Annotated in this window: 25 protein-coding genes and 2 tRNA genes; 12 read left to right on the forward strand and 15 right to left on the reverse strand. The window is 57.1% G+C overall.

The window, feature by feature from the left end; all coding sequences use genetic code 11:
- The first annotated feature begins 453 nt into the window (after positions 1-453).
- The 3 genes from ACR0DL_RS04075 to uvrA all read left to right on the forward strand — a co-directional run bounded on the left by ACR0DL_RS04075 (position 454) and on the right by uvrA (position 3,693).
- Positions 454-530 (forward strand) — tRNA-Asp (locus tag ACR0DL_RS04075).
- 52 nt (positions 531-582) lie between these two features.
- Positions 583-659: transfer RNA gene (locus ACR0DL_RS04080), tRNA-Asp, on the forward strand.
- Between the two features lie 175 nt (positions 660-834).
- Positions 835-3,693: an excinuclease ABC subunit UvrA gene (gene uvrA / locus ACR0DL_RS04085; RefSeq protein ID WP_480687706.1), complete on the forward strand. Its 2,859-nt coding sequence runs from the start codon at positions 835-837 to the stop codon at positions 3,691-3,693.
- A gap of 11 nt (positions 3,694-3,704) precedes the next feature.
- Here uvrA and ACR0DL_RS04090 read toward each other — a convergent pair whose 3' ends face one another.
- From ACR0DL_RS04090 to ACR0DL_RS04110, 5 genes are all read right to left on the reverse strand, one after another.
- Complete coding sequence (locus ACR0DL_RS04090) at positions 3,705-4,034, reverse strand: hypothetical protein (protein ID WP_170375148.1); 330 nt, start codon at positions 4,032-4,034, stop codon at positions 3,705-3,707.
- A 97-nt stretch (positions 4,035-4,131) separates the two neighbouring features.
- Positions 4,132-5,004, reverse strand: a complete 873-nt coding sequence (mmsB, locus tag ACR0DL_RS04095) for a 3-hydroxyisobutyrate dehydrogenase (protein ID WP_480687708.1) — start codon at positions 5,002-5,004, stop codon at positions 4,132-4,134.
- A 3-nt stretch (positions 5,005-5,007) separates the two neighbouring features.
- Positions 5,008-6,048 carry an enoyl-CoA hydratase/isomerase family protein gene (locus tag ACR0DL_RS04100; protein WP_480687710.1) on the reverse strand — a complete coding sequence of 347 codons (1,041 nt, stop codon included), beginning with the start codon at positions 6,046-6,048 and terminating at the stop codon, positions 5,008-5,010.
- 7 nt (positions 6,049-6,055) lie between these two features.
- The gene (locus ACR0DL_RS04105) at positions 6,056-7,198 is read right to left on the reverse strand and encodes an acyl-CoA dehydrogenase family protein (RefSeq protein ID WP_480687712.1); all 1,143 of its coding nucleotides are present in this window, start codon (positions 7,196-7,198) and stop codon (positions 6,056-6,058) included.
- 91 nt (positions 7,199-7,289) lie between these two features.
- Positions 7,290-8,405: a carboxylate-amine ligase gene (locus ACR0DL_RS04110; protein ID WP_170548664.1), complete on the reverse strand. Its 1,116-nt coding sequence runs from the start codon at positions 8,403-8,405 to the stop codon at positions 7,290-7,292.
- Positions 8,406-8,538: 133 nt separating this feature from the next.
- Here ACR0DL_RS04110 and ACR0DL_RS04115 point away from each other — a divergent pair, with 133 nt between their 5' ends.
- Positions 8,539-9,390 (forward strand): class I SAM-dependent methyltransferase, encoded by an 852-nt coding sequence (locus ACR0DL_RS04115; RefSeq protein WP_480687714.1) that lies wholly within the window; start codon positions 8,539-8,541, stop codon positions 9,388-9,390.
- 60 nt (positions 9,391-9,450) lie between these two features.
- The gene (locus ACR0DL_RS04120) at positions 9,451-9,927 is read left to right on the forward strand and encodes a fasciclin domain-containing protein (RefSeq protein ID WP_170348579.1); all 477 of its coding nucleotides are present in this window, start codon (positions 9,451-9,453) and stop codon (positions 9,925-9,927) included.
- Between the two features lie 50 nt (positions 9,928-9,977).
- Here ACR0DL_RS04120 and ACR0DL_RS04125 read toward each other — a convergent pair whose 3' ends face one another.
- Both ACR0DL_RS04125 and ACR0DL_RS04130 read right to left on the reverse strand, forming a co-directional pair.
- A complete protein-coding gene (locus tag ACR0DL_RS04125) occupies positions 9,978-10,562 on the reverse strand; it encodes a L,D-transpeptidase (protein ID WP_170349399.1) in 585 nt (194 codons plus the stop codon).
- Positions 10,563-10,773: 211 nt separating this feature from the next.
- Complete coding sequence (locus ACR0DL_RS04130) at positions 10,774-12,273, reverse strand: CoA-acylating methylmalonate-semialdehyde dehydrogenase (RefSeq protein WP_226688500.1); 1,500 nt, start codon at positions 12,271-12,273, stop codon at positions 10,774-10,776.
- Positions 12,274-12,378: 105 nt separating this feature from the next.
- Between ACR0DL_RS04130 and ACR0DL_RS04135 the strand changes: the two genes are divergently transcribed.
- The 3 genes from ACR0DL_RS04135 (at position 12,379) to coaD (ending at position 14,353) form a co-directional block, all read left to right on the forward strand.
- On the forward strand, positions 12,379-13,281 hold the full coding sequence (locus ACR0DL_RS04135) for a LysR family transcriptional regulator (RefSeq protein WP_170348581.1): 903 nt from the start codon (positions 12,379-12,381) through the stop codon (positions 13,279-13,281).
- Positions 13,282-13,338: 57 nt separating this feature from the next.
- A complete protein-coding gene (locus tag ACR0DL_RS04140) occupies positions 13,339-13,776 on the forward strand; it encodes a CBS domain-containing protein (RefSeq protein WP_170358288.1) in 438 nt (145 codons plus the stop codon).
- Positions 13,777-13,861: 85 nt separating this feature from the next.
- Positions 13,862-14,353 carry a pantetheine-phosphate adenylyltransferase gene (gene coaD, locus ACR0DL_RS04145; protein ID WP_170348583.1) on the forward strand — a complete coding sequence of 164 codons (492 nt, stop codon included), beginning with the start codon at positions 13,862-13,864 and terminating at the stop codon, positions 14,351-14,353.
- Here coaD and gap (ACR0DL_RS04150) read toward each other — a convergent pair.
- The 3 genes from gap (ACR0DL_RS04150) to gap (ACR0DL_RS04160) form a co-directional block, all read right to left on the reverse strand.
- Positions 14,345-15,349: a type I glyceraldehyde-3-phosphate dehydrogenase gene (gap, locus tag ACR0DL_RS04150; protein WP_170358290.1), complete on the reverse strand. Its 1,005-nt coding sequence runs from the start codon at positions 15,347-15,349 to the stop codon at positions 14,345-14,347. The two genes, coaD and gap (ACR0DL_RS04150), sit on opposite strands and share 9 nt — an antisense overlap.
- Positions 15,350-15,431: 82 nt before the next feature.
- Entirely contained in the window at positions 15,432-15,575 is a 144-nt protein-coding gene (locus tag ACR0DL_RS04155; RefSeq protein ID WP_170348585.1) for a hypothetical protein, read from the reverse strand.
- 71 nt (positions 15,576-15,646) lie between these two features.
- Entirely contained in the window at positions 15,647-16,648 is a 1,002-nt protein-coding gene (gap, locus tag ACR0DL_RS04160; protein ID WP_170358292.1) for a type I glyceraldehyde-3-phosphate dehydrogenase, read from the reverse strand.
- 181 nt (positions 16,649-16,829) lie between these two features.
- Between gap (ACR0DL_RS04160) and ACR0DL_RS04165 the strand changes: the two genes are divergently transcribed.
- Entirely contained in the window at positions 16,830-17,792 is a 963-nt protein-coding gene (locus ACR0DL_RS04165; RefSeq protein ID WP_480687716.1) for a DUF808 domain-containing protein, read from the forward strand.
- A 57-nt stretch (positions 17,793-17,849) separates the two neighbouring features.
- On the opposite strand, the gene tkt is transcribed toward ACR0DL_RS04165, so the two are convergent.
- The gene (tkt, locus tag ACR0DL_RS04170; protein ID WP_480687718.1) at positions 17,850-19,874 is read right to left on the reverse strand and encodes a transketolase; all 2,025 of its coding nucleotides are present in this window, start codon (positions 19,872-19,874) and stop codon (positions 17,850-17,852) included.
- 234 nt (positions 19,875-20,108) lie between these two features.
- On the opposite strand from tkt, the gene ACR0DL_RS04175 reads away from it, so the two are divergent.
- From ACR0DL_RS04175 to ACR0DL_RS04185, 3 genes are read left to right on the forward strand one after another with little or no spacing between them, the layout of a single operon-like run.
- Positions 20,109-20,906, forward strand: coding sequence for a hypothetical protein (locus ACR0DL_RS04175; protein ID WP_170348589.1), 798 nt, complete (start codon positions 20,109-20,111; stop codon positions 20,904-20,906).
- A complete protein-coding gene (locus ACR0DL_RS04180; RefSeq protein ID WP_170358299.1) occupies positions 20,906-21,301 on the forward strand; it encodes a cell division protein ZapA in 396 nt (131 codons plus the stop codon). The genes ACR0DL_RS04175 and ACR0DL_RS04180 overlap by 1 nt, the downstream gene beginning before the upstream one ends.
- On the forward strand, positions 21,298-21,651 hold the full coding sequence (locus ACR0DL_RS04185) for an MliC family protein (RefSeq protein WP_480687720.1): 354 nt from the start codon (positions 21,298-21,300) through the stop codon (positions 21,649-21,651). Before ACR0DL_RS04180 ends, ACR0DL_RS04185 begins: the two co-directional genes overlap by 4 nt.
- Here ACR0DL_RS04185 and grxD read toward each other — a convergent pair whose 3' ends face one another.
- The 4 genes from grxD to purL form a co-directional block, all read right to left on the reverse strand.
- Positions 21,652-22,014 carry a Grx4 family monothiol glutaredoxin gene (gene grxD / locus ACR0DL_RS04190; RefSeq protein ID WP_170348592.1) on the reverse strand — a complete coding sequence of 121 codons (363 nt, stop codon included), beginning with the start codon at positions 22,012-22,014 and terminating at the stop codon, positions 21,652-21,654. It lies immediately after the preceding gene.
- Positions 22,001-22,291, reverse strand: a complete 291-nt coding sequence (locus tag ACR0DL_RS04195) for a hypothetical protein (protein WP_480687722.1) — start codon at positions 22,289-22,291, stop codon at positions 22,001-22,003. The genes grxD and ACR0DL_RS04195 overlap by 14 nt, the downstream gene beginning before the upstream one ends.
- A 250-nt stretch (positions 22,292-22,541) precedes the next feature.
- Positions 22,542-22,778: a BolA/IbaG family iron-sulfur metabolism protein gene (locus ACR0DL_RS04200; protein ID WP_155147029.1), complete on the reverse strand. Its 237-nt coding sequence runs from the start codon at positions 22,776-22,778 to the stop codon at positions 22,542-22,544.
- Between the two features lie 135 nt (positions 22,779-22,913).
- Positions 22,914-25,073: a phosphoribosylformylglycinamidine synthase subunit PurL gene (gene purL, locus ACR0DL_RS04205; RefSeq protein WP_480687724.1), complete on the reverse strand. Its 2,160-nt coding sequence runs from the start codon at positions 25,071-25,073 to the stop codon at positions 22,914-22,916.
- Positions 25,074-25,115 lie beyond the last annotated feature (42 nt).

A 25,115-nucleotide genomic window follows, 5' to 3' on the forward strand; every position in this document is an offset into this window, starting at 1 on the left:
ATCCGCTGGGATACTTCACTTCGAGACTTGCCTGCGCAAGTTTGCCGACACGTATTTTTGATTTTGTGGGGGCAGTGTCGCCTCTTGCACACGCAATGTGGCTGAATAATGGCGGGGGTTTCAAGCCGCCCAAAAGGTCGTTTTGCTAGATACAGATATATCGAGGATTATGTTCGGGTTTTTCAGAAAGCATACAACTTATGAGTGTGTTTCTTTGGAATCGTTTGAAAGAAAAATCCTTGGATATTTCGGCATTTACAAATTTAAGAATCATTTTAGTTAAAGTGTGTTTGGGGTCTTGCGGTAGCTTCGGAAAGGTCTGGTTCCGAAGAAGGTGCGTCGCGAAGCCCGGAAACAATTTCTGCCTTCTTTAAAAAAACTTCAAAACCCCGCTTGACGATGCCGGGGCGTGGCCATAATACACCCCAACGTTCAGCATCGAACGGGCAGCGGGCGGTTGTAGCTCAGTTGGTTAGAGTACCGGCCTGTCACGCCGGGGGTCGCGGGTTCGAGCCCCGTCAACCGCGCCATCGCTGCCAGCCTTTGATCCGGGTTAATGGATCGCACATAGACCCTAAATGCGCGGTTGTAGCTCAGTTGGTTAGAGTACCGGCCTGTCACGCCGGGGGTCGCGGGTTCGAGCCCCGTCAACCGCGCCATTTTCCTGAAATACCGAATATTCAATCAACCCCTTCCGGGGCACGCATCGGATCGGGGTCATACTGTCAGGAGATGTCGGCAATAATCCGATTGTTCACACTTTGTTCTAACTTTTCTATTGGAGACTCGGAGCCGCTCGCCTATTTCTAGGACACTTGTGTGTTGGGGGCCAAAATGGCTGAGCTGAAAAATATCGAGGTGCGCGGCGCGCGCGAGCATAACCTCAAGGGCATTGACGTGGATATTCCGCGCGATCAGCTGGTGGTGATCACCGGGTTGTCGGGTTCTGGCAAGTCGTCTTTGGCCTTTGATACGATTTATGCCGAAGGTCAGCGTCGCTATGTCGAAAGCCTGTCGGCTTATGCGCGCCAGTTCCTTGATATGATGGAAAAGCCCGATGTGGATCATATCAGCGGCCTTTCCCCGGCAATTTCGATCGAACAGAAGACCACGTCGAAAAATCCGCGTTCGACCGTTGGGACGGTGACCGAGATTTACGACTATATGCGTCTGTTATTTGCGCGCGCGGGGACACCCTATAGTCCGGCTACTGGGCAGCCCATCGAGGCACAGCAGGTGCAGGACATGGTCGACCGCATCATGACGATGGAGGAGGGCACGCGCGGCTATCTGCTGGCCCCCATTGTGCGGGACCGGAAGGGGGAGTACAAAAAGGAATTCCTCGAACTGCGCAAACAGGGTTTTCAGCGTGTGAAAGTTGATGGCGAGTTCTATGAGCTCGATGAGCCGCCCACGCTGGACAAGAAGTTCCGCCACGATATCGATGTCGTGGTCGACCGACTGGTTGTGCGCGAGGGGATGGAAACGCGTCTGGCCGACAGCCTGCGGACCGCTCTGGATCTGGCAGACGGGATCGCGGTTCTGGAAACCGCGCCGCGCGAAGGTGATCCTGAGCGGATTACCTTCAGTGAAAATTTTGCGTGCCCGGTCAGCGGCTTCACCATCCCCGAGATCGAGCCCCGCCTGTTTTCATTCAACGCGCCGTTCGGGGCCTGCCCGGACTGCGATGGCCTGGGGGTCGAGCTGTTCTTTGACGAAAGGCTTGTAGTGCCGGACCAGACGCTGAAACTCTATGATGGTGCCTTGGCCCCGTGGCGCAAAGGAAAGTCGCCCTATTTCCTGCAAACCATCGAAGCCATCGCGCGGCATTACGAATTCGACAAGAATACGCCTTGGAAAGACCTGCCGCCAAAGGTCCAACAGGTGTTTTTGCGCGGGTCTGGCGATGAGGAGATCCAGTTCCGTTATGACGAAGGCGGTCGGGTGTATCAGGTCACTCGCAGTTTCGAGGGCGTGATTCCCAATATGGAGCGCCGTTATCGCGAGACCGACAGCGCCTGGATTCGGGAAGAGTTCGAACGCTACCAGAACAACCGCCCCTGTGGGTCCTGCGAAGGGTATCGCCTGCGCCCCGAGGCTTTGGCCGTCAAGATCGCAGGTCTGCATGTGGGACAGGTTGTTCAGATGTCGATCAAAGAGGCTCTGGCGTGGGTCGAGGATGCTCCGAACCACATGAGCGTTCAGAAGAACGAAATCGCGCGGGCGATTCTGAAAGAGATTCGCGAGCGGTTGGGTTTCCTGAATAACGTGGGTTTGGAATACCTTACGTTGTCCCGTTCAAGTGGAACACTGTCCGGGGGCGAAAGCCAGCGGATTCGTCTGGCCAGCCAGATCGGTTCCGGCCTGACCGGCGTTCTGTACGTGCTGGACGAGCCCTCAATCGGGCTGCACCAGCGGGACAACGACCGCCTTCTGGGCACGCTCAAGAACCTGCGCGATCAGGGCAACACGGTGATCGTCGTCGAACATGACGAAGAGGCAATCCGTGAGGCCGACTATGTGTTTGATATAGGACCTGGAGCCGGTGTTCATGGCGGACAGGTGGTCAGTAAGGGAACACCTGAACAGATCGCTTCAGATGCAGCCTCTATGACCGGTCAGTATTTGGCAGGCACACGGGAAATTGCCGTTCCAACAGAACGGCGCAAGGGGAATAAGAAAAAGGTCTCGGTGGTTAAGGCAACGGGCAACAACCTGAAGAACGTCACCGCCGATTTCCCGCTGGGTAAGTTTGTCTGCGTGACCGGAGTGTCGGGCGGTGGCAAATCGACATTGACGATTGAGACGTTGTTCAAAACCGCTTCGATGCGTCTGAACGGTGCGCGCCAAACTCCGGCACCCTGTGAGACGATCAAGGGACTGGAACATCTGGATAAAGTCATCGACATCGACCAGCGGCCTATCGGGCGGACTCCGCGTTCGAATCCAGCAACTTACACTGGGGCCTTCACTCCGATCCGTGATTGGTTCGCCGGTTTACCCGAAGCCAAGGCGCGTGGTTACAAGCCGGGTCGGTTCAGCTTTAACGTCAAGGGCGGCCGGTGCGAGGCCTGTCAAGGTGACGGCGTCATTAAGATCGAGATGCACTTTCTGCCCGATGTTTACGTCACCTGCGAAACCTGCAAGGGCGCGCGCTACAACCGCGAAACGCTCGAGATCAAGTTCAAGGGTAAGTCCATCGCCGATGTTCTTGATATGACAGTGGAAGATGCGCAGGAGTTCTTTAAGGCCGTGCCCTCGATCCGCGACAAGATGGATGCGCTGGCACGGGTCGGGCTTGGCTATATCAAGGTCGGTCAGCAGGCGACTACGCTGTCTGGTGGTGAGGCGCAGCGGGTGAAGCTGTCAAAGGAGTTGTCCAAGCGTTCAACCGGGCGGACTTTGTATATCCTGGACGAGCCAACCACCGGACTTCATTTCGAAGACGTCCGTAAGCTGTTGGAAGTGCTGCATGAACTGGTCGATCAAGGTAATACGGTTGTGGTGATCGAACACAACCTGGACGTTGTGAAAACCGCCGACCACATCATTGATATCGGCCCCGAAGGTGGCGATGGTGGTGGTGAGATCGTCGCGACCGGCACGCCCGAGGATGTGGCTGCAGTGGAACGCAGCCATACGGGGCGGTATCTGAAGCAGATGCTTGAGGGCGCGCGTGTTGCTGCGGAATAGGGGGCTGATCCTCAGTTGAGGATGTCAGCCACCGCACCGATCAGGTTCAGCACTTTTCGTGTATCAGGATCGACGCGATAGACATAGTCACCTGCGCGGATGTAGCTGCCACGGTTCAGCCCATAGCGATACGGGTCGTTGATCCAGCGATAGTCGCGGTTGATGTAGTCACCCGTGCGATAGAGGTTCTTAACCTGACCCGGTGGCACACACGGAACGGCTTTCTTGGCCAGTCCAGGAGGGCAATGCCCGGCTTTCCCTTTGCCGTTCCCGGCGTCGGCAAGCCCAGCGCTGAGCGCGAGCGCGAGGATTGACGTGGAAATAGTTAAGACTCGCGACATCTAACTTCCCTTTGCAAACATGCCGTAGTTAAAGACAAATGGCCGTTGGTTCCTGTATGGTCAACCCCGTGGGCAAGAAGCCGCCCACGCAGCGCGCCTAACTACGACCGCGCTTTTCGAACCGCGGCAGCATGGCAGAGAAGTCCATGCCCAATCCCCCCTCAGACTCAACGAACTGTTCATAAAGCGCGGTTGCGGCCTGACCCATCGGCGTATCGGCATCCGAGCTTTCGGCGGCCTGTTGGCTTAGACGCAGGTCTTTCAGCATCAATTCAGCGGCGAAACCGGGTTGGTAATTGTTGTCTGCCGGGCTTTCCGGCCCCACGCCGGGTGCGGGACAATAGGCGTTCATGGTCCAGCTATAGCCCGAGGATGTGCTGACCACATCAAACATCTTTTGCCTGTCCAGGCCCAGTTTATCTGCCAGCGCAAAAGCTTCGCACGTGGCAATCATGGTGACACCTAGGATCATGTTATTGCAGATCTTGGCAGCCTGACCGGCGCCGGATTCACCGCAATGAACGGCTTTTTGACCCATGATATCGAACAGCGGCGCGGCTTTCGCAAATGCGGCATCGCTGCCACCTGCCATGAAAGTCAAAGTGCCAGCCGCTGCGCCGCCGATCCCACCCGAAACAGGGGCATCTACCGCCAGAATTCCAGCCTGTTTTGCCTGATCCGCGACAGCGCGGGCGCTCTCGACATCGACGGTTGAACAATCGATCCACACAGACCCGGATTGCATTGCAGGGATGATCTCATCCCCGACAGCGCGCAAGATTTTTCCGTTTGGCAGCATGGTGATGACGATATCGGCGTTTGCGGCAGCTTCGGCACCCGAACCGGTCATGGCGACACCAGCGACACTGACCTCGGCCATGTCAAAACCAGTCACCTCATGCCCGGCTTTTGCCAGATTGGCGGCCATTGGATTGCCCATGTTGCCCAAACCGATAAACCCGATTTTCATCTCTCAAACCTCCTCAAATGTCAGCATGTCTTTGCCCAGTGGCTGCAGCATTTTCGACACCGCCACCGCTGGTACGGATTGGTCGGCAAACCGCCATTGTGGATTACGGTCCTTGTCGATGATCTGAGCGCGAATTCCTTCCAGAAAGTCGCCATGCTCCATCGCGCGGAACGTATAGCGGTATTCCAGTTCCAACGCCTTGCGCAGCGTCAGGCTGGGCCCCCGTAAGCGATGCAGCGCTTCGACCGTACAAGCCATCGACAGCGGCGAATTGCGGCCCATCAGCGTCAGCGCGTCCGCAGCCATTGCGTCGTTGGAATGGGTCAATGCGTTTAGGACATCGCCCAGGCTTTCCCCGGCGAATAGGGCTTCGATAACGGAGTGCTGTTGTTCCAACGTGCTTTCGGGCGGCGGCGTGGAATGTTTTGCAATCAGTTCGGCATCACCCGAAGCCTCGAGCATCTCGATTAAGGCTGACCAATCCGATATCGGGATGAAGTGGTCGGCAAAACCGGCAAAGACGGCGTCTCCGGGGCCCATGCGATGACCGGTTGTGCCTAGGTATTCGCCTAGACGACCGGGGGCCAGCGCCAGCATCAATGTGCTGCCCACATCCGGCAAAAGCCCAATCGAACATTCCGGCAGAGCAATCTTCGAGCTTTCCCCAACGATCCGGTGGCTGCCATGGCATCCAATGCCCACGCCACCGCCCATGGTGAAACCCTGAAGAAAGCTGATGACCGGTTTGGGGTATTCGAAGATCAGCGCATTCAGCCGGTATTCATCGCGCCAGAAGGTACGTCCAAAATCGAAATCCCCCTTGCTGCCTGACGCGTAAAGGTCGGCGATATCGCCGCCCGCACAAAAGGCCTTGTCGCCTTCGGCGTCCATGACGACCAGATCCACGGCATCATCTTCGCGCCAGTTGCGCAGGGCCGTGTCGATGGCCATGCACATATCATAGGTCATCGCGTTCAGGGCCTTTGGTCGGGTCAGGGTGATGCGCCCGGCGCGACCAGTGATGCGGATGTCGATGTCTGGCATGAGTTCCTCAGTGTTCGGCAAGCATTTGACGAGCGACGATGACCCGCATGATTTCATTGGTGCCTTCCAGAATCTGGTGAACGCGCAGATCACGCACCAGTTTTTCGATGCCATAATCGGCCAGATAACCATAGCCACCGTGCAATTGCAGGCATTGGTCGACAACTTTCGATCCAGTCTCGGTCACAAATTTCTTGGCCATGGCGCAAAACTTGGTGGCATCGGGCGTGCCCTGATCCAACTTCCAGGCGGCCTGCCGCAGGAAGGTACGTGCGGCTTGCAGTTCGATCTCCATATCCGCCAGCCGGAATTGTAGCGCCTGAAACTGGTCGATCGATTGGCCGAATGCCTTGCGTTCAGACATGTATTGCAAGGTCATGTTGAGCCCGGACTGGGCAGCCCCCAGGGAACAAGAGGCGATATTGAGCCGCCCGCCATCCAGACCTTTCATCGCATATTTAAACCCATCCCCTTCGGTGCCCACCAGATTTCCGGCCGGGATGTGGCAGTCATCGAATTGCACCTGCGCTGTCGGTTGGCTTTTCCAACCCATCTTTTGTTCCAGCGCGCCAAAGCTGAGGCCCGGCGTGCCGTCCTCGACATAAACAGTTGAAATGCCCTTTGGCCCATCCTGGCCGGTGCGCACCATGCAGACATAGGCATCAGAATAACCACCACCCGAGATAAAGGCCTTGGTGCCGTTCAGCGTATACCCCTCATTCGTGCGATCCGCGCGGGTTTTCAGTGCAGCCGCGTCCGAGCCTGATCCGGGTTCCGTCAGGCAATAGCTGAGGATGGTATTGAGGCTTAGCACATCCGGCATGATGCGGGATTTCAGATCGTCGCCTCCGAAACTGTCCAACATTTTGGCGCACATGTTGTGGATCGACAGAAAGGCCGCGACGGAAGGGCAAGCCATTGACAGCGCTTCGAACACCAATGTCGCGTCCAGACGGGTAAGGCCGGACCCGCCGCTGTCCTCCGAGACATAAAGTCCGCCGAACCCCAACTCGCCAATTTGCGGCCAAAGGTCTTTGGGTATGGTTCCGTCAGCCTCCCACTGGCGTGCGTTCGGGGCGATCTTGTCCTGCCCGAAATCATACGCCATGTCGAAGATTGCGGTTTGCTCTTCTGTCAGTGCGAAATCCAAGGCTTGCCTCCCACGCTGCCGAATGAATTGAACGACTGTTTATTTCCGAATTCTTACAGAAATTTTGCACGGCCAGCAATCGGCAGGGGCATTAAAGATCGTGATGAAATTCTTCGATCAGGTGCTGCACGACGGCTTTGCCGGGATCATCGCCGCGTGCTGCAGCTTCGGCATGGACGCGGCGCTGTCGGGTGGCCGACGTGCCGGTCTGTGCGATTTGCTGCAGACGCGCCAGCTCGGTCATGGTGCCCAGTGCCTCGGCGTCTTCAGCCAGCATTCCCATCAGTTCGCCCATCAACTCGGGCATGGGTTTTATTGAACGGTCGCCAAAGTCAATCAGACCTTCGCCCACGCCATAGCGCTGCGCGCGCCAACGGTTTTCACTGATTAGGAACTGGTCATAGTGCCGCCAACGTAAGTTCCGGTCCTTCAGGCGGCACAGCATTCGGGTCAGGGCCTGGACTAAGGCTGCCAGCGACAGTGTGTGTTCCATACGTGGCTGCACATCCATGATCCGTGTTTCCAGCGTGGGAAAGCGGTGTGACGGGCGCAGATCCCACCAGATTTTTGTCGTGTCCTCGATCACGCCAAGTTCGACCAGAATACCGGTAGTGCGTTCATAATCCGACCAGCTGGCCAAAACCGGCGGCAAACCCGTGCGCGGCAGGTTGTCAAAAACGGTCAGGCGGTAAGATGACAGGCCAGTGTCCTCTCCGTTCCAATAGGGCGACGACGTCGACAAGGCCAACAGATGCGGCAGGAAGTAGGACAGCTGAGGCATCAGGTCAGCGCGCATGGCAGGGTCTTCGACACCTACATGAACGTGCATCCCGCAGATCAACATGCGCCGGGCCACGCCACCAAGGGCATGTTGCAGCGCGTCATAGCGATCCTTGCGGGTGTGGTGCTGTTTCTTCCAGTCGGCAAAAGGGTGGCAGGACACGGCAATTGGCGCGAGGTTGTATTCTGCAGCCCGGCCCGCAACGCATGAACGCAGGCGTTTCAAGTCTTCTCGGGCTGACTTGACTGTTGAATGTGGCCGGGTGCCGACTTCGATCTGGCATTGCAGGAATTCGGGGCTGACCTGTCCTTCGAAATCCGCTTGGCAAGCCTCCATCAGGGCGGTGGGTGCTTGCGCAAGTTGCAGGCTGTCGCGATCGACCAGCAGATACTCTTCTTCTATGCCCAGCGTGAATTCCTGCTGCATGGCGACCCTCGTACTACTAATCCGACCAGTGAATACGGAAATTTCTGTTTTGCCAAGCGTTTGGGGTGGCTCATCTTGCACAAGCCCGGCCCGCACGGGTATGGAACACGCGAACCGCAAATTGGAGCCGTCCGTGAAACCCAGAAAATTTCCGCAGATCAACGCAGCCCTTGATGAGTTGGGGGTGAAGCTCGTCGATAAGGTCACGGAACTGGACGAGCGTGCGCGGCTTGAGGCGTTTGAAAGGGCAGGCGGGTTGACCCGCCCGGCCTATGCCTTGTCGCCGGGGATGGAGGGATTTGATATCACCGAGCTGGTTGCAGAATATGGTCAGTACGCTGCCGCATTGGTGGCGTTGAAAGACCCTGCGCGCAATCAAACCGGCTATCGCCTGGGCAATGGATATTACGACAGCCCGGATGCTGACGCGTTGTACCTGATGATCCGGCGGTTCGCGCCCAAACGCGTGATTGAGGTCGGCTGCGGCAATTCAACCCGCGTCACCCGGCAGGCCATCATCGACGGCGGTTTGGATACGCAGATCACTGCGATTGATCCGTATCCACGGGCGGATATCGCGCATGTCGTCGATCACTTTGAACAGAAGCGGCTGGAAGAGGTCGATCCGGCGCTGTTCGATCAGCTTGAAGCAGGTGACGTTCTGTTCATCGATTCCAGCCACGTCGTACGGATGAGCAACGACGTGGCACATCTGTTCTGCCGCATCATTCCCGCGCTAAAGCCGGGTGTGGTGATTCACGTACATGATGTTTTTCTGCCCTTCGAGTACCCCAAGCGGTTCTTCTATGATTGCCCCGGCTGGGGAGAGCAGTACATCCTGCATGCTTTGTTGCAATCTGGCGCGTATTCATTGCTTTGGCCGGGGTACTTCCTGCAACAGGATCGTCCTGATGCGGTTGAAGCATTGCCGTTTCTCAAAGACGGGCGCGCGCAGAGTATCTGGATTCAAGTCAAAGAAAAGTGATCCGGGCTGGCTGAACCTCCGTACCCCTTTCCATAACAAGCTGGAGAGGAGATAACAGCCATGTTTCGCCGCACATTCATGGGCGCCGCCGCCGCACTTGCACTTGCACTGCCCGTCAAGGCACAAGCTGCCGACATCGTGGACACCGCCGTTTCGGCCGGATCGTTCAACACTCTGGTCGCCGCTGTGCAGGCCGCAGGTCTGGTTGACACGTTAAAAGGTGATGGACCGTTCACCGTTTTTGCACCCACAGACGAAGCTTTTGCCGCGTTGCCTGAAGGCACGGTTGAAACGCTGCTGTTGCCGGAAAATAAGGATCAACTGGTCGAGATTTTGACCTATCACGTGGTCCCGGCCAAGGTGATGTCAGGTGATATTGCCGGCAAACGCGCCAAGGTTCGCACGGTACAGGGCGACCAGCTGAGCGTGAACGCCAAAAAAGGCGTCAAGGTCAATGATGCCAAAGTTGTGCAGGCCGACATTGAAGCCAGCAATGGCGTGATTCATGTAATTGATGCGGTGATCCTGCCGGAATAACGACCCCCGCTAAGTAGAAAGCCCCGGTCCTGGTGGCCGGGGCTTTTTTGTCAAACCAGTCTGACCTGAGTTCCAACCTGGACCAGAGGGTACAGTTCCTCAACGTGCTGGTTGTAAAGGCCGATACACCCTGACGAGCTTTGGCGGCCAATCTTGCGCGTGTCATGGGTGCCATGCACCAGATAAGCGGGCCAGCCCAGATACATGGCGCGAGTCCCCAACGGGTTGCCGGGATCGCCACCTTCCATGCGTACGGGCAGGGACGGATCACGTTCACGCATAGACGCGGTTGGAGTCCAGCTTGGATTTTCAGTCTTGCGCTTGACCTCGGTATAGCCGCGCTTGGTAAGCTCTTCGCTCATCGGAACTGAGCTGGGGTACAGCTTATACGTTCCGTCCGGTCCCCAGTAATGCACTGCTCGGCTGGTGATATCGGCCAGCAGGCAGCCAACGCCCAGCTCATCGAAGTGATCCTGCCAGTTCTGTTGCGAGAACGACGACACATTGCGGCGTACTGGCAATTGCGTGCTGATGGCCTCTTCATCCACCGGGAAGGCATCAGAGCTTTGAGCGCGCACCAAGGCGGGCGTCGCCAAAAGAGAAGCTGCGCCCAACAGGGCAGAACGGCGGGTCATGTACGGGTTTGACAAAGCGGCCTCCGGTATTCGTACTGCTCGAACTTAGAAATTGGCATCAAACTATTGTCGCTGTAGTTGCTTTTCCAGTGCCAGAGCTGTGAATTTATCGTGAAGCCCGGATTTTCTTATCCACTGTGGCAATACTTCGCCAAAAAATACCGGCCCGTTGGGGGCCGGCATTGGTGGTAGGCAGTTTTGCGGATGCAGATCAGTCCATCGCTTTGAAGTTGAACTCACCACCTTCTTTGATACCCGACGGCCAGCGCGAGGTCACGGTTTTGGTGCGGGTGTAGAACTTGAAGCTGTCTGGGCCGTGCTGGTTCAGGTCACCAAACATGGACTTTTTCCAACCACCAAAGGTGTGATAGGCCAGCGGAACCGGGATCGGAACGTTGACGCCGACCATGCCGATGTTGACACGGCTCGCAAAGTCACGCGCGGTATCGCCATCGCGGGTGTAGATCGCGGTACCATTGCCATATTCATGGTCCATCGCCAACTTCAGCGCTTCTTCATACGAACCTGCGCGAACGGTAGACAGAACTGGGCCAAAGATTTCTTGGGTGTATATGTCCATGTCGGGTGTGACATGGTCGAAGAGGTGCGGGCCAACAAAGAAGCCGTCTTCATATCCCTGCAAGCTGAAATCGCGGTTGTCGACGACCAGCTTTGCACCTTGTTCAACACCCGAGTTAATAAGGCCAAGAATACGCTCTTTGGCAGCACCGGTTACAACCGGTCCCATATCAACATCGTCCCCGGCGGTGTAGGGGCCAACCTTCAGTTTCTCGACACGCGGGATCAGTTTCTCGATCAACGCGTCGGCGGTCTCTTCGCCTACGGGTACAGCAACCGAAATTGCCATGCAGCGTTCGCCAGCTGCTCCGAAACCAGCTCCGACCAGCGCGTCGGCGGCTTGATCCAGATCGGCATCCGGCATGATGATCATATGGTTCTTCGCACCGCCAAAGCATTGTGCACGCTTCCCATTGGCGGTTGCGCGGGAATAGATATATTGCGCGATTGGTGTTGAACCGACAAAGCTGACGCCTTGAATAATTTCGCTGTCAAGCAGAGTGTCGACCGCTTCCTTATCGCCGTTCACGACCTGGAATACGCCCTTGGGAAGGCCAGCTTCGACGAACAGTTCTGCCAGCATCAGCGGCACGGAAGGATCGCGCTCGGACGGTTTCAGTACCACCGCGTTGCCGCAGGCCAAAGCCGGGCCGACATGCCACAGAGGCATCATGGCCGGGAAGTTGAACGGCATGATCGAGGCGACAACACCCAGAGGCTGGCGCATCGAATACATGTCAATGCCGGGACCTGCGCTGTCGGTAAACTCACCCTTCAGCATCTGCGGTGCGCCGATGCAGTATTCGATAACTTCCAGACCGCGCTGAAGGTCACCCTTGGCATCGGGGATGGTTTTGCCGTGCTCGCGGCTCAGCGCTTCGGCAAGTTTGTCCATGTCGCGGTTCATCAAGCCAACCATTGCCATCATCACGCGAGCACGTTTCTGGGGGTTCGTTGCTCCCCATTTAGGCTGAGCAGCAGCGGCATCGGCAATCGCAGCTTCGGTTTCGGCAACACTGGCCATCGGGCAATGGGCCTGAACCTCGCCGGTGGCGGGGTTGAACACGTCGGCGAAACGGCCAGATGTACCTTCTACATTCTCGCCGTTGATATAGTGGGTCAGGTTCTGCATGACAAATTCCTTCCGGGTAGACCTGCCGGCAAAATAGACTTGCAAAAATTTGGTGAACAGAGGCAATGTTTCAAAATTGCTTTGCAAAAATGCAAAAGGGAAAATATGAATCCGAACTGGGATGATATGCGGGTTTTCCTGGCCGTCGCGCGCGAGGAAAGCCTGTCATCGGCGGGCCGTATCCTCAAGATTGATCCTGCAACTGTAGGGCGGCGCATTGCGCGGCTTGAGACAACATTGGATGCGCTGTTGTTTACGAAGTCGCAACAGGGATACATCCTGACCGCCGCAGGTGAACGCCTGTTGGACCACGGTTTGCAGGCCGAAGAGGCGATGCGCGCGGCGGCTGGTGTGGTCACTGGGTCGACCAAATCTCTCAGTGGGCAGATACGGATTGGTGCGCCCGATGGCAGCGCCAATTACCTGTTGCCACAGGTTTGTGCGAAAATCAGTGATGCCAACCCTGATCTGGACATCCAGATCCTGGCGCTGCCAAGGATCATCAACCTATCCCGGCGCGAGGCCGACATGGCCGTAACTGTCAGCGCGCCCACAGCAGGACGGTTGCTGGTCAAGAAGATCAGCGATTATAAGCTGCATATGGTGGCCACGCAGGATTATCTGGATCGCCATGCGCCTATTGGTTCAGTCAACGATCTTAAGGGGCACCGCCTGATTGGTTACATCCCGGATATGATCTTTGACCGAGAGCTGGACTATCTCAACGATATTGGCGTTGACCGTGTCGCACTTGCATCGAATTCGGTCTCGGTTCAATTGCGACAGGTTTCGTTGGGTACCGGTGTTTGTGTTGCCCATGACTTTACTTTGCCGTTCCATCCAAACCTGCGGAAAATCTTGACGGATCAAGTGGGTTTGACGCGAAGCTTCTATCTTGTCCGGCATCAGGGCGATCAGCGCAACGAACGGTTAAACCGCTTTGCCGAGGCTTTAACACAAGGCATCCGTGACGAAGTTGCGCGGCTTGAAGCCGATGCCAACGCTTGACAGGTCGACACAATCGCGCAACGCTTTGGATAAATTCATTATTCCGGAGGTGCTTTCATGCTCGTTCAGGGCATTCTAAAATCCAAGGCGACAGACAGCGTCGTGACGGTCGAGCCTTCGATGACTGTGTCGGAGGCTGCGAAAATCCTTGCGGAAAAGCGCATTGGTACCGTCATCGTTTCCGAAGATGGTGGTCAGACGGCAGCCGGCATTCTGTCTGAACGCGATATCGTTCGTGAATTGGCTGCCAGTGGCAGCGGATGTTTGACGCAGCCAGTCAGCTCTTACATGACAAAGGATCTGATCACCACCACACGACAGGCCACCGTACAAGACATCATGGCCCGCATGACCGAAGGCCGCTTTCGCCACATGCCCGTGGTCGAAGAAGGTAAGCTGATAGGCATTGTGACCCTGGGCGACGTGGTGAAGGCGCAATTGGCCGAACTGGCGATGGAAAAAGACGCCCTTCAAGGTATGATTATGGGTCACTGACGGGGCTGGTTGCGATAGCAACCTCTTGCACCGACAGCAAAGTTATGTTTGCTGACGCACAATTTCCAGAACGCAGGAGAGCGTGATGCGGGTTGGTCTATACCCCGGAACCTTTGACCCGATTACTCTGGGCCATATTGACATTATCCGGCGCGCCTCGGCTTTGGTCGACAAGTTGGTGATCGGAGTAGCGATCAACCGCGATAAGGGACCGTTATTTTCTCTGGAAGAGCGCGTGGCCATGATCGAGGCGGAATGTGCGCTGTTGTCTGAACAAACCGGAACCGAAATTGTTGCTCATCCGTTCGAAAACCTTCTGATCGATTGCGCCCGCGATGTGGGTGCACAAATCATTGTTCGCGGGCTGCGGGCCGTGGCGGATTTCGAGTATGAATTCCAGATGGTCGGAATGAACCGTGCTTTGGACGATTCAATCGAAACCGTCTTTCTAATGGCCGAAGCACGGCATCAGGCCATCGCATCGAAACTGGTTAAGGAAATCGCGCGCCTGAACGGGGACGTGTCGAAATTCGTAACGCCCCGCGTTCATACTGCATTGCGCGAAAGGTTAGGCTAACGCGCCCATCGCGGCGGCTGTGTCCAGCATCCGGTTCGAAAAGCCCCACTCATTGTCATACCAGGCCAGAACGCGCACCAATGTGCCGTCGGTGACTTTGGTCTCGGCCAATGACACGGTCGAGCTATGGGAATCGTGGTTGAAATCCATCGACACCAGTGGGCGGCTTTCGGCGGCCAGAACGCCCGATATTTTGGCGGCGGCTTCGACGAACAGCGCATTGACCTCGTCTTCGGTGGTGGGGCGCGATACTTCGGCCACCAGATCGACAACAGACACGTTAGGCGTCGGAACGCGGATGGCCTGACCGGTCAGCTTGCCTGCCAATTGCGGCAGCACAAGACCGACAGCCGCTGCGGCACCCGTGGTGGTCGGGATCATCGACAAAGCCGCAGCGCGCGACAGATAGGGGTCTTTACCCGCGGCATCGTGAACTGGCTGGCTGGCGGTATACGCATGGACCGTGGTCATGTTGCCATGGACGATGCCAAGCCCGGCATCCAGCGCAGCGGCAACTGGCGACAAGCAGTTGGTGGTACATGAAGCATTCGAAACAACGGTATCCCCGGCTGTCAGCTCATGCTCATTCACACCATAGACGATTGTTTTAACGGCACCTTCGCCCCGCGCAGGCGCAGAGATCAGGACTTTCTTGGCACCGTTTTTCAGGTGACGTTCAGCCGCTTCGCGGGTGCGGAAAACGCCTGTGCATTCCAGAACTACGTCGATATCCGACCAATCCAGCGCTTCGGGGTCGCGCTCGCTGGACAGACGAATGGGGCCTGCGCCAACGTCCAGGCCTTCGTTGGTCAATGTCACCTTGTTGGAATAACGGCCATGTACGCTGTCGAACTCGAACAGATGCGCGTTCATCTCGGGTTTGGCCAAATCGTTGATGGCAACAATTTCTACATCTGTACGTCCCGATTCCATCACTGCACGCAGAACTCCGCGTCCGATCCGACCAAATCCGTTGATTGCCAGCTTGAGTGTCATGTTCCGCTCCGTCCGAATTTCGACTTTAGTAAAGTTAGCGCTAACAAAGCCAGATGAGCGGAAAAGTCAAGCAAAACCTCTGTCAGCGCCAGAAAGCCAGCCAATCCAGAAAGGCGTAAAGCTTTTTCCCGAGGAAAACCAAATGTTCGGGTCCAAAGATAGCGTAGTCCAGAATCAACCCGCCAAGGATCAAGAGGCCAAGCCAGATAGCGATTTGGTTGGTCATAGTGGCCCCGAACGAAAATGCCCGCCCAGATAACCTGAGCGGGCAAAAATGTTCAAGATTTCAAATCGATCTTAGTTAAGCCGACCCATGGCAACAGCGACATCGGCCATGCGAACCGAGAAGCCCCATTCGTTGTCGTACCAGGCCAGAACCCGGACAAGGCGGCCGTCTACAACGCGGGTTTGTTCCGGCGCAAAGATCGAGCTTTCTTCGGTGTGGTTGAAATCGGTCGAAACCAGCGGCGCGGGTTCATAACCCAGAACGCGCTGCATCGGGCCAAGCGCGGCTTCGCGAACGATTTCATTGACCTCTTCGACAGACACTTCGCGCGATGAGCGGAAAGTCAGGTCCACCGCCGACACGTTTGGGGTAGGTACGCGGATGGCGGAACCGTCCAGACGGCCTTTCAGGTTCGGCAGAACCTCACCCAGTGCTTTCGCCGCTCCGGTCGATGTCGGGATCATCGACATGGCAGCGGCACGGGCGCGATACAGATCGCTGTGACGGCGATCCAGGGTCGGCTGGTCGCCAGTATAGGCGTGGATCGTGGTCATAATGCCGTTTTCGATGCCGACACCTTCGTCCAGAACCTTGGCAAGCGGAGCAAGGCAGTTCGTGGTGCAAGACCCATTCGAGACCATGTTGTCGTTGGCGGTCAGCGTGTTGTGGTTCACACCAAACACGATGGTTTTGTCGACGTTCTTGCCCGGTGCGGACAACAGAACCTTGCCGGCGCCACGCTCGAGGTGCGTTTTCGCCTTGGTGCCGTCATTGAATTTGCCGGTGCATTCCAGAACGACGTCGCAGCCTTCCCAATCCAGCTCGTTCATGTCGTAGGTCGAGAACATCTCCATCGGGCCGCGGCCCAGATCCATGGTGTTGCCATTGATGGCGATGTCGCGCGGAAACCGTCCATGAACGCTGTCGTATTTCAGCAGATGAGCCGAAGTTTCCAGCGGCCCGGTCGCGTTGACCTTGATAACTTCGATATCGTTCCGGCCTGACGCTGCGATATGCGACAGGGTACAGCGGCCGATGCGGCCAAAACCATTGATGCCGACCTTGATGGTCATGTGACGTCTCCAAATGCGCTTGCCTTGCAGGCCATATAGCCGCGATTGGTGAATCTCAAAAGAGCAAAAGCGGCATATTTTTAATGTGTTAGCGCAAACTTCGCACGATTGCGCTAACGCTTGCACTGGCTGTAAGATTGGGTAGGTTCCTGAGGCGGCAGGTGACAGGAAAGGTAGCGCGATGAGCGGTCTTTTGGCTCTTTTGGATGACGTGGCGGGGATCGCCAAGGTTGCAGCGGCGTCGGTGGACGACGTGGTGGCGGCGGCGGGAAAGGCCGGGGCCAAGACGGCAGGGGTGATTATTGACGATGCAGCCGTCACTCCGAAATACGTTCAGGGTTTTGCGCCTGCGCGCGAGTTGCCAATCATCTGGCGGATTGCGCGTGGATCGGTATTCAACAAGATCGTGCTGTTGCTGCCTGTGGCCCTTTTGCTGGCCAATTTTGCGCCCTGGCTTATTACGCCGCTGCTTATGATCGGTGGGTCTTACCTATGCTTCGAGGGTGCTGAAAAGATATTTCATGTTCTGTTTCCACATGGCAGCCATGCCATTGATGAAGACATGAACGTGCGCGACCCTGGTCATCTAGAGGAGCAGAAAGTCAAAGGTGCGATCAAAACGGATTTCATCCTGTCCGCCGAAATCATGACCATCGCACTGGCCGCGATTGAGGCGCCGAATCTATGGATGCAAGCTGCGACACTGGCGGTTGTGGGCATCGGGGTGACGGTGGCCGTCTATGGCTCGGTCGCGTTGATCGTGAAGATGGATGATGTCGGATTGTTTCTGGCAAACAATGCCCCGACACCTGTCGGGCGCGGACTGGGGCGCGGGTTGGTCAAGGCAATGCCCGGTGTGATGAAGACCCTGTCAATTGTTGGAACCACGGCGATGCTGTGGGTCGGCGGGTCGATCGTCATTCACGGGATGGAAGTTCTGGGCTTCGGCTGGCTGGGCCATCACATCCACGACTGGGCATATGCGATTGGGCATTCCGTGTCAGACGGCTGGGTAGGGGCTGTCGAATGGATTTCCAAAGCAGCAATGGATGGTGTGTTTGGTCTGGCGTGGGGCTTTGTTCTGATCCCTGTAGCCACCAAGGTGATCGGGCCATTGCTATCAAAGAAGACCGCAACACATTGAAATGAAATTAAAAAGGGCGGTTGATGCCGCCCTTTGCCTTATTCTTCGTGTGCTGGATTACAGTCCCAGCAATTCCTTGACCATAGCAACGGTCGCCTCGGCAGTGATGCCAAAATGCTTGTACAGCTCATTCGCCGGAGCGGACGCGCCGAAGCTGGACATACCGATGAAGCCGGCCTTGGCTTCGCGGCCACGCTCACCCAATAGCCAGCGATCCCAGCCACCGGCGCGAACGGCGGCTTCGATACCGACGCGGACCGGACCACCGGGCAGAACGCGCTTGCGATAGGCTTCGTCCTGCTGTGCGAACAACTCCATACAGGGCATGGACACGACGCGAGTACCGATGCCTTCAGCCTCAAGCATCGCTTTGGCTTCCATAGCCAAAGAAACCTCGGAACCCGTTGCGATCAGGATGGCCTGACGTTTGCCTTCGGCATCAGCCAGCACATATGCACCTTGCGCGGTCAGGTTCTTGGCTTTGTGTTCCGTGCGTACGGTCGGAACGCCCTGACGGGTCAGCGACAGAACGGAGGGGCTGTCCTTGAACGTCAGCGCCAGTTCCCACGCTTCGGCGGTTTCCACAGAATCTGCGGGGCGGAACACATAGGTGTTCGGGGTCGCGCGCGAAATTGCCAGATGCTCGACCGGCTGGTGGGTCGGACCGTCTTCGCCCAGACCGATCGAGTCGTGAGTCATCACGAAAACCGAAGGAACCTTCATAAGCGCCGCCAGACGCATGGACGGACGGGCATAGTCGGTGAAGGCCATAAACGTGCCGCCATAGGGGCGAATGCCGCCGTGCAGCGCCATACCATTCATTGCCGCGGCCATGCCGTGTTCGCGGATTCCGTAATGGATGTAACGACCCTTACGATTTTCCGGCAGGAAGACACCCATGTCAGCCGATTTGGTATTGTTCGAGCCGGTCAGGTCAGCCGAACCGCCCACGGTTTCGGTCATGATCGGGTTCACGACATTCAGAACCTTTTCGGACGAAGCGCGGGTGGCCAGTTTCGGCTGATCTTCCGAGATCTGCTTTTTGAAGGCGCGGATCGCACCGGCCAGTTTTTTGGGCGCTTCAAACGCATAGGCGCGGTTAAATTCGGCTTGCTTGCGTTCGGACAGTTGCGCGAAACGTTCTTCCCAAGCCGTGCGCTCAGCAAGCCCGCGAGAACCGATGGCCTCCCAAGCGGATTTCACTTCGGCGGGTACATGGAACGCGTCATGAGGCCAGCCATAGCCTTCTTTCGCTGCCTTCAGTTGGTCCTGATCGGTCAGCGCTCCGTGACCTTTCGAGGTATCCTGCGCCGCGTGACCCAATGCGATGTGGCTTTCGCAGGCAATCATGGTCGGTTTATTCGACTTTTTCGCCTGTACGATGGCTGTGTCGATGGCTTGCGGATCATGCCCGTCAATCTCGATTACGTGCCAGCCCGAGGCTGCGAAACGGCGCACCTGATCGGTGCGATCAGCCATATCGACGGTGCCGTCGATTGTGATGTTGTTGTTGTCCCAGAAGACGATCAGCTTGCTCAGTTCATGACGACCGGCCAAGGTTATTGCCTCTTGGCTGACGCCTTCCATCAGGCAGCCGTCGCCGGCGATCACATAGGTATAGTGATCCACAACCTTCTTGCCATAATGCGCGCGCTGGATTTCTTCGGCCATGGCAAAGCCCACAGCGTTCGAGATGCCTTGGCCCAGCGGGCCGGTCGTGGTTTCGATGCCATCAACCAGGAAGTTCTCCGGGTGACCAGCTGTCTTTGCACCCAACTGGCGGAAGTTCTTGATTTCCTCAAGGGTCACGTCGCCGTGGCCGGTCAAATACAGCAGCGAATAGATCAGCATCGAACCGTGACCCGCCGACAGGATAAACCGGTCGCGGTCAGGCCAATTCGGGGCCGAGGCGTCGAATTTCAGGTGCTTTTCGAACAGCACGGTCGCAACGTCGGCCATGCCCATCGGCATACCGGAATGGCCGGAATTGGCGGCGGCGACGGCGTCAAGGGTCAGGGTGCGGATGGCCGCAGCTTTGTCCCAGTGTTCGGGGTTTGCATTGCGCAGCGCAGTCAGGTCCACGGGCGTTGTTCCTTTGGATTACAGGCAGATGTGGCGCTCAATACCATCCAGCCTCCAAAGTGCAAGTAGAACCGGGATTTCTGATGAGGTAGTGGTTCAAGAAAGCTGCCCAAGTTGTTGAAAGCAAACAGTGGGTATTTTCCGCCTCGTTAGGTTAGACTAGGGCAAGACGTGGATGATATTGATTCGGACTATCCGCGATACAAGGAACCTTGGTTAAGAGGTGGCAGGGGCATGAGCCAGATCGAAGAATTACATCGCCGTATTGTTGCTGCAATGGATCGGATAGGGACCGGCGTCGATACGCTGCGGGATACGTCTCCGGTCAGCGGTGGTGCAGATGACGCTCTGCGGACGGCATTGGATGATGAACGTGTCGCCAATGCGCAGTTGGAAGAACGTCTGAAATCGCTGAAAGAGCGCCACGAACTAGAAGTCGACGCCATGCGTTCGGACATGGAACGGCTGCGGACCACGCCCGTTGAAAGCCCGGAAAACGGGGCATTGCGCGAGCAATTGGCAGAGGCGCAGGCAAAACTGGCCTCGGTTGAGGCCGCCCGCGCCGAGTTGGCCGCGGCCAAGGCCGCGCTGGAAAATCAGGATGAGGTTGAGGCGCTAAAGGCCGAAAATGCACAGCTCAAGGCTGCCGCGGCTGCGACACAGGGTGTCGAAGCCGAAAACGCGCGCCTGCGGTCTGAACTGGCGGACAGCGAACGCGTCGCCGAGTTGAGCGCCGAGTTGGATATGTTGCGCGCTGAGCGATCCAGTCACGGGGCGGCGATGTCCCGTCTGGATGACGATCTGCAACGCATGCGCAAGGCGAATGAACAGTTGCGGCAATCGGTGGATGAACTGCGCGCCGCCGCCGAAGACGGCGTGCCGGATGCTGATCTGCTTAACCGCGCAACAGTGGCCGAACTTGAGGCGACGCGCGCCGCACAAGCAACCGACGCTGCCGAAGCGCACGCAGTTCTGGCGCGGTTAGAGCCGTTGCTGTCGAAGGCGAAACTGGCAGAAGGAGAGGTTGAATAATGCCCGAATTGACTATTCAAATCGGTGGCCGCGGCTTTGATGTCTCGTGCCAGGAGGGGGAAGAGGCGTTCCTGCATTCGGCTGCCAAATTGCTGGATGACGAGGCGCAAGTTTTGTCCGATCAGATCGGGCGCATGCCAGAATCACGGATGCTGCTGATGGCCGGGCTGATGCTGGCCGACAAGGCCGCCGGAACCGATGACAAGATCAAGGCGCTTGAGGCAAAGCTGGCCGAGGTTGAGACCGAGCTTCGAACCCTCAGAAACATGCCACAGCCCGAGCCTGAGCGTATCGAGGTGGCCGTGGTACCTCCGTCAGTGACGGACACGCTGGCGGAAATAGCCGCGCGGGCCGAAGCCTTGGCATCCGTGATCGAGGAGAAGTCAGCGGGATGAACTCTGTAAAGACGGTCGCCTGCGCCGTGGCATTTGCTTTGCCCGGTGGCTTGGCTTGGGCTGAGATCGACATTCTGCCAGTGACATTCACATGCCAGAACGGCGTGCCATTGGAAGTGGCCTATTTCAACGCGCCGGACGGGTCGAGTGCAGCAGCAATGATGGTGGATAACCAATTGGTCACTCTGCGTCAGGTCCAAAGCGGTTCCGGCATACGCTATGAATCCAACGGAGGGACAGGGACGTACATCCTGCGCTCAAAAGGATGGGACGCAACGGTGAGCTTTCTGGCGACAGGATTGGATGCCGCCAGTGAGCAGGTCATTCTGGATAATTGCGTCAGCCGCTGATCAAGCGTTTGCTTCGCGGATCTTGTCGGCTGCTTCTTTGTTATAGCCGACACCGTTGTCGTCAAACAGCGTGTCCAACTCGCCAGACAGGGTCATCTCGGTGATAATGTCGCAGCCGCCAACGAACTCGCCTTTGACATACAGTTGCGGAACGGTCGGCCAGTCGGAATAATCCTTGATGCCCTGACGCACGTCTTCATCGGCCAGAACGTTCACGTCAGTGAAATCCACACCCATGTAGTTCAGTACACCGGCCACACGGGACGAAAACCCGCACTGCGGCATGTCCTTGGTGCCTTTCATGTACAGCACAACATCATTGGCTTTGACGGTTTCGTCGATTTGGGTCTTAACGTCGCTCATCTTGCTTGTCCTTTTCACCCGCATCCGGGGCGGTCGTTTCATTCTGTGACGGGTCAGAGGTCCATCCTTCTTCCTCCAACCGTCGGTGTTCGGCTTGCGCCAGGGCCAGCGGATCCAGCCCGTATCTTTCAATGCCGCCGACCTTACTGATTTTGTCCGGGTCGGGACGCATATCGGCGAGGCTACGTTTCCGGTTGCGTTTCACATAGGCTTCGATCAGCGCGGCGGCAACTATCAATGTTGCGAGTACACCTATCCAAAAGAGCCAGCTGTTCATTTTTTCGGAGCCATGGCTTTGGCATATTGTTGCGGATCGCGAGGGATCGCCATGGCGCTTACCCCACCGCCTTTACCAGTGTCGGTGGTTGATGCAACTAAACTTGAGTCCTGACTAGGGGTCGCACCTTTGGGGGTCCGGGTAACTCGTTTTCGTTCTGATCTGCTACGTCTGAAAATTGCCACCACGTACACACCGATGATGGCTAACAGCACAATGCCCCAAATCGAGTATGCCCAAAAACCTGTGCTCATTCAGGCACTTTCGTCGTCAACGCCAGCGCGTGTAACTCTCCATCCGGGCCGTCCATTTTGCCTTTCAACGCAGCATAGACCGCGCGCTGCTGCTGAACCCTGTTTTTCCCTCGAAAGCTCTCGTCCACGACCATGGCGGACATATGCACGCCGTCATGCCCGCCAACCTGTATTTCCGCATCCGGAAAGGCTTCGCGCAGCAAGTGTTCGATTTCGTGGGCGCTCATCGGCATGTAGGTAACTCCTGAAGATCTTTCCCAAGATGTAGAGCGCCGGGGCGGGGCGCGCAAGGGTGTGATGGTTGGCTTGAAACGACAAAACCTGCGCCGGTGTGGGCACAGGTTTTGCGAATAAGTTTCAAGATATGATCAAGCCACGGCAGCGGCAAAGCTGTCACGGAACGTGTCCGTCAACTCGGCTAGAGGAGCCTCGGAATTGCCGACCTTGACGGCGTCACCAGTAAAGCGACCGACCGAGACCAGTGGAACACCGGCCTGACCTGCTGCGATCATCAGCGCCTCGGCCTGGTCAAAGTTGCAGGCAACCAGATATCGGGCCTGATCTTCGCCAAACAAAAACTCGGTCGAGGCTTCGTCGAGGTGAACGCCAACGTCTGCGGCTTCGGCCAGTTCGAAAGCCGCCAGGGCCAGACCACCATCACCCAGATCGGTGCAGGCTTTGATCATCTCGCGATTGGCGCGGATAAACTCACCATTGCGCTTTTCGGCGTCGAGATCGACATGCGGCGCGTCGCCGTCTTCGCGGTTGAACACTTCGGCCAGAAGGGCCGACTGACCCAGATGCCCATTTGTTTCGCCGATGACCAGCGCGACGTGACCTTCGCGGACCTCGTTGCCGATGATTTCGTCGGTGTGGTCCAACAGGCCAACCGCGCCAATGGTCGGGGTAGGCAGGATCGCTTGACCGTCGGTCTCATTATACAGCGACACGTTGCCCGACACGATGGGCATGTCCAGTGCGGCGACCGCAGCGCCGATACCCTGAATTGCGCCAACAAACTGGCCCATGATCTCGGGCTTTTCGGGGTTGCCGAAATTCAGGTTGTCCGTGGTGGCCAGTGGTTTTGCCCCAACGGCAGTCAGGTTGCGGTACGCTTCGGCGACGGCCTGCTTGCCACCCTCAAGCGGGTTGGCGCGCACATAGCGGGGGGTGACATCGCTGGTGAAGGCCAATGCCTTGTCTGTGCCATGCACGCGAACCAGGCCCGCACCCAGACCCGGCGTTCGCGCGGTGTCGGCCATGACCATGGTGTCGTATTGTTCGTACACCCATTGTTTGCCCGCATAGTTCGGCGAAGCGAGGAGGGCGCGCAGGCCGTCGATCGGGTCGATCTGCGGGACCTCGGCCAGTTCTTCAGCTTCGGGCGTAGGCTCCCACGGGCGGTCGTATTCCGGTGCGGTGGAAGACAGCTTCGACAGCACAAGATCGGCTTTAACCTCGCCGTTATGGACAATCAGGAAGCGATCTTCGGCGATGGTCTCGCCGACAATGGCAAAATCCAGATCCCATTTCTCGAACACGGCGCGGGCTTCGGTCTCAAGCTCAGGCTTCAGGACCATCAGCATGCGTTCCTGAGACTCAGACAGCATCATCTCGTACGCTGTCATATCCTCTTCGCGCTGAGGGACGTTCTCCAGATCGAGGCGCACGCCCAGACCACCTTTGTCGCCCATTTCAACGGCGGAACAGGTCAGACCCGCCGCACCCATGTCCTGAATCGAAATCACGGCACCGGTTCGCATCAATTCCAGCGTCGCCTCCATCAGGCGCTTTTCGGTGAAGGGGTCACCGACCTGAACGGTAGGGCGCTTTTCTTCGATCGTGTCGTCAAACTCGGCCGAGGCCATGGTGGCGCCGCCGACGCCGTCGCGGCCGGTTTTGGCACCGAGGTAGACAACGGGCATGCCAACGCCTGAAGCCGCCGAGTAGAAAATCTTGTCACTGTCGGCCAGACCTGCGGCAAAGGCGTTCACAAGGCAGTTGCCGTTATAGGCGGGATGGAATCGAACTTCGCCGCCGACGCAGGGTACTCCGAAGCAGTTGCCATAGCCGCCGATGCCTTCGACAACGCCATTGACCAACTGGCGGGTCTTGTGGTGGCCGGGCTCGCCAAAGGACAGTGCGTTCATTGACGCAATGGGACGCGCACCCATTGTAAAGACATCGCGCAAGATACCACCAACCCCGGTCGCCGCGCCCTGATAGGGTTCGATGTAAGATGGGTGGTTGTGGCTTTCCATCTTGAAAACAACCGCTTGCCCATCGCCAATATCAACGACACCGGCGTTCTCACCCGGACCGCAGATCACCTGCGGACCCGAAGTGGGCAGGGTGCGCAGCCACTTCTTCGAGGATTTGTACGAGCAATGCTCATTCCACATGGCGGAAAAGATGCCCAGCTCGGTGAATGTCGGCTCGCGGCCGATGATCTCAAGGATCATGTCGTATTCGTCGGGCTTCAATCCGTGGGCGGCAATCAGATCCGGTGTGATGGCTGGCTCTTGCATCGTCTGTCCTGTTCTCAAGGTGGCCGAGATTGCGCGCCTTTT

It is taken from the genome of Ruegeria sp. BB5, from assembly GCF_056539405.1.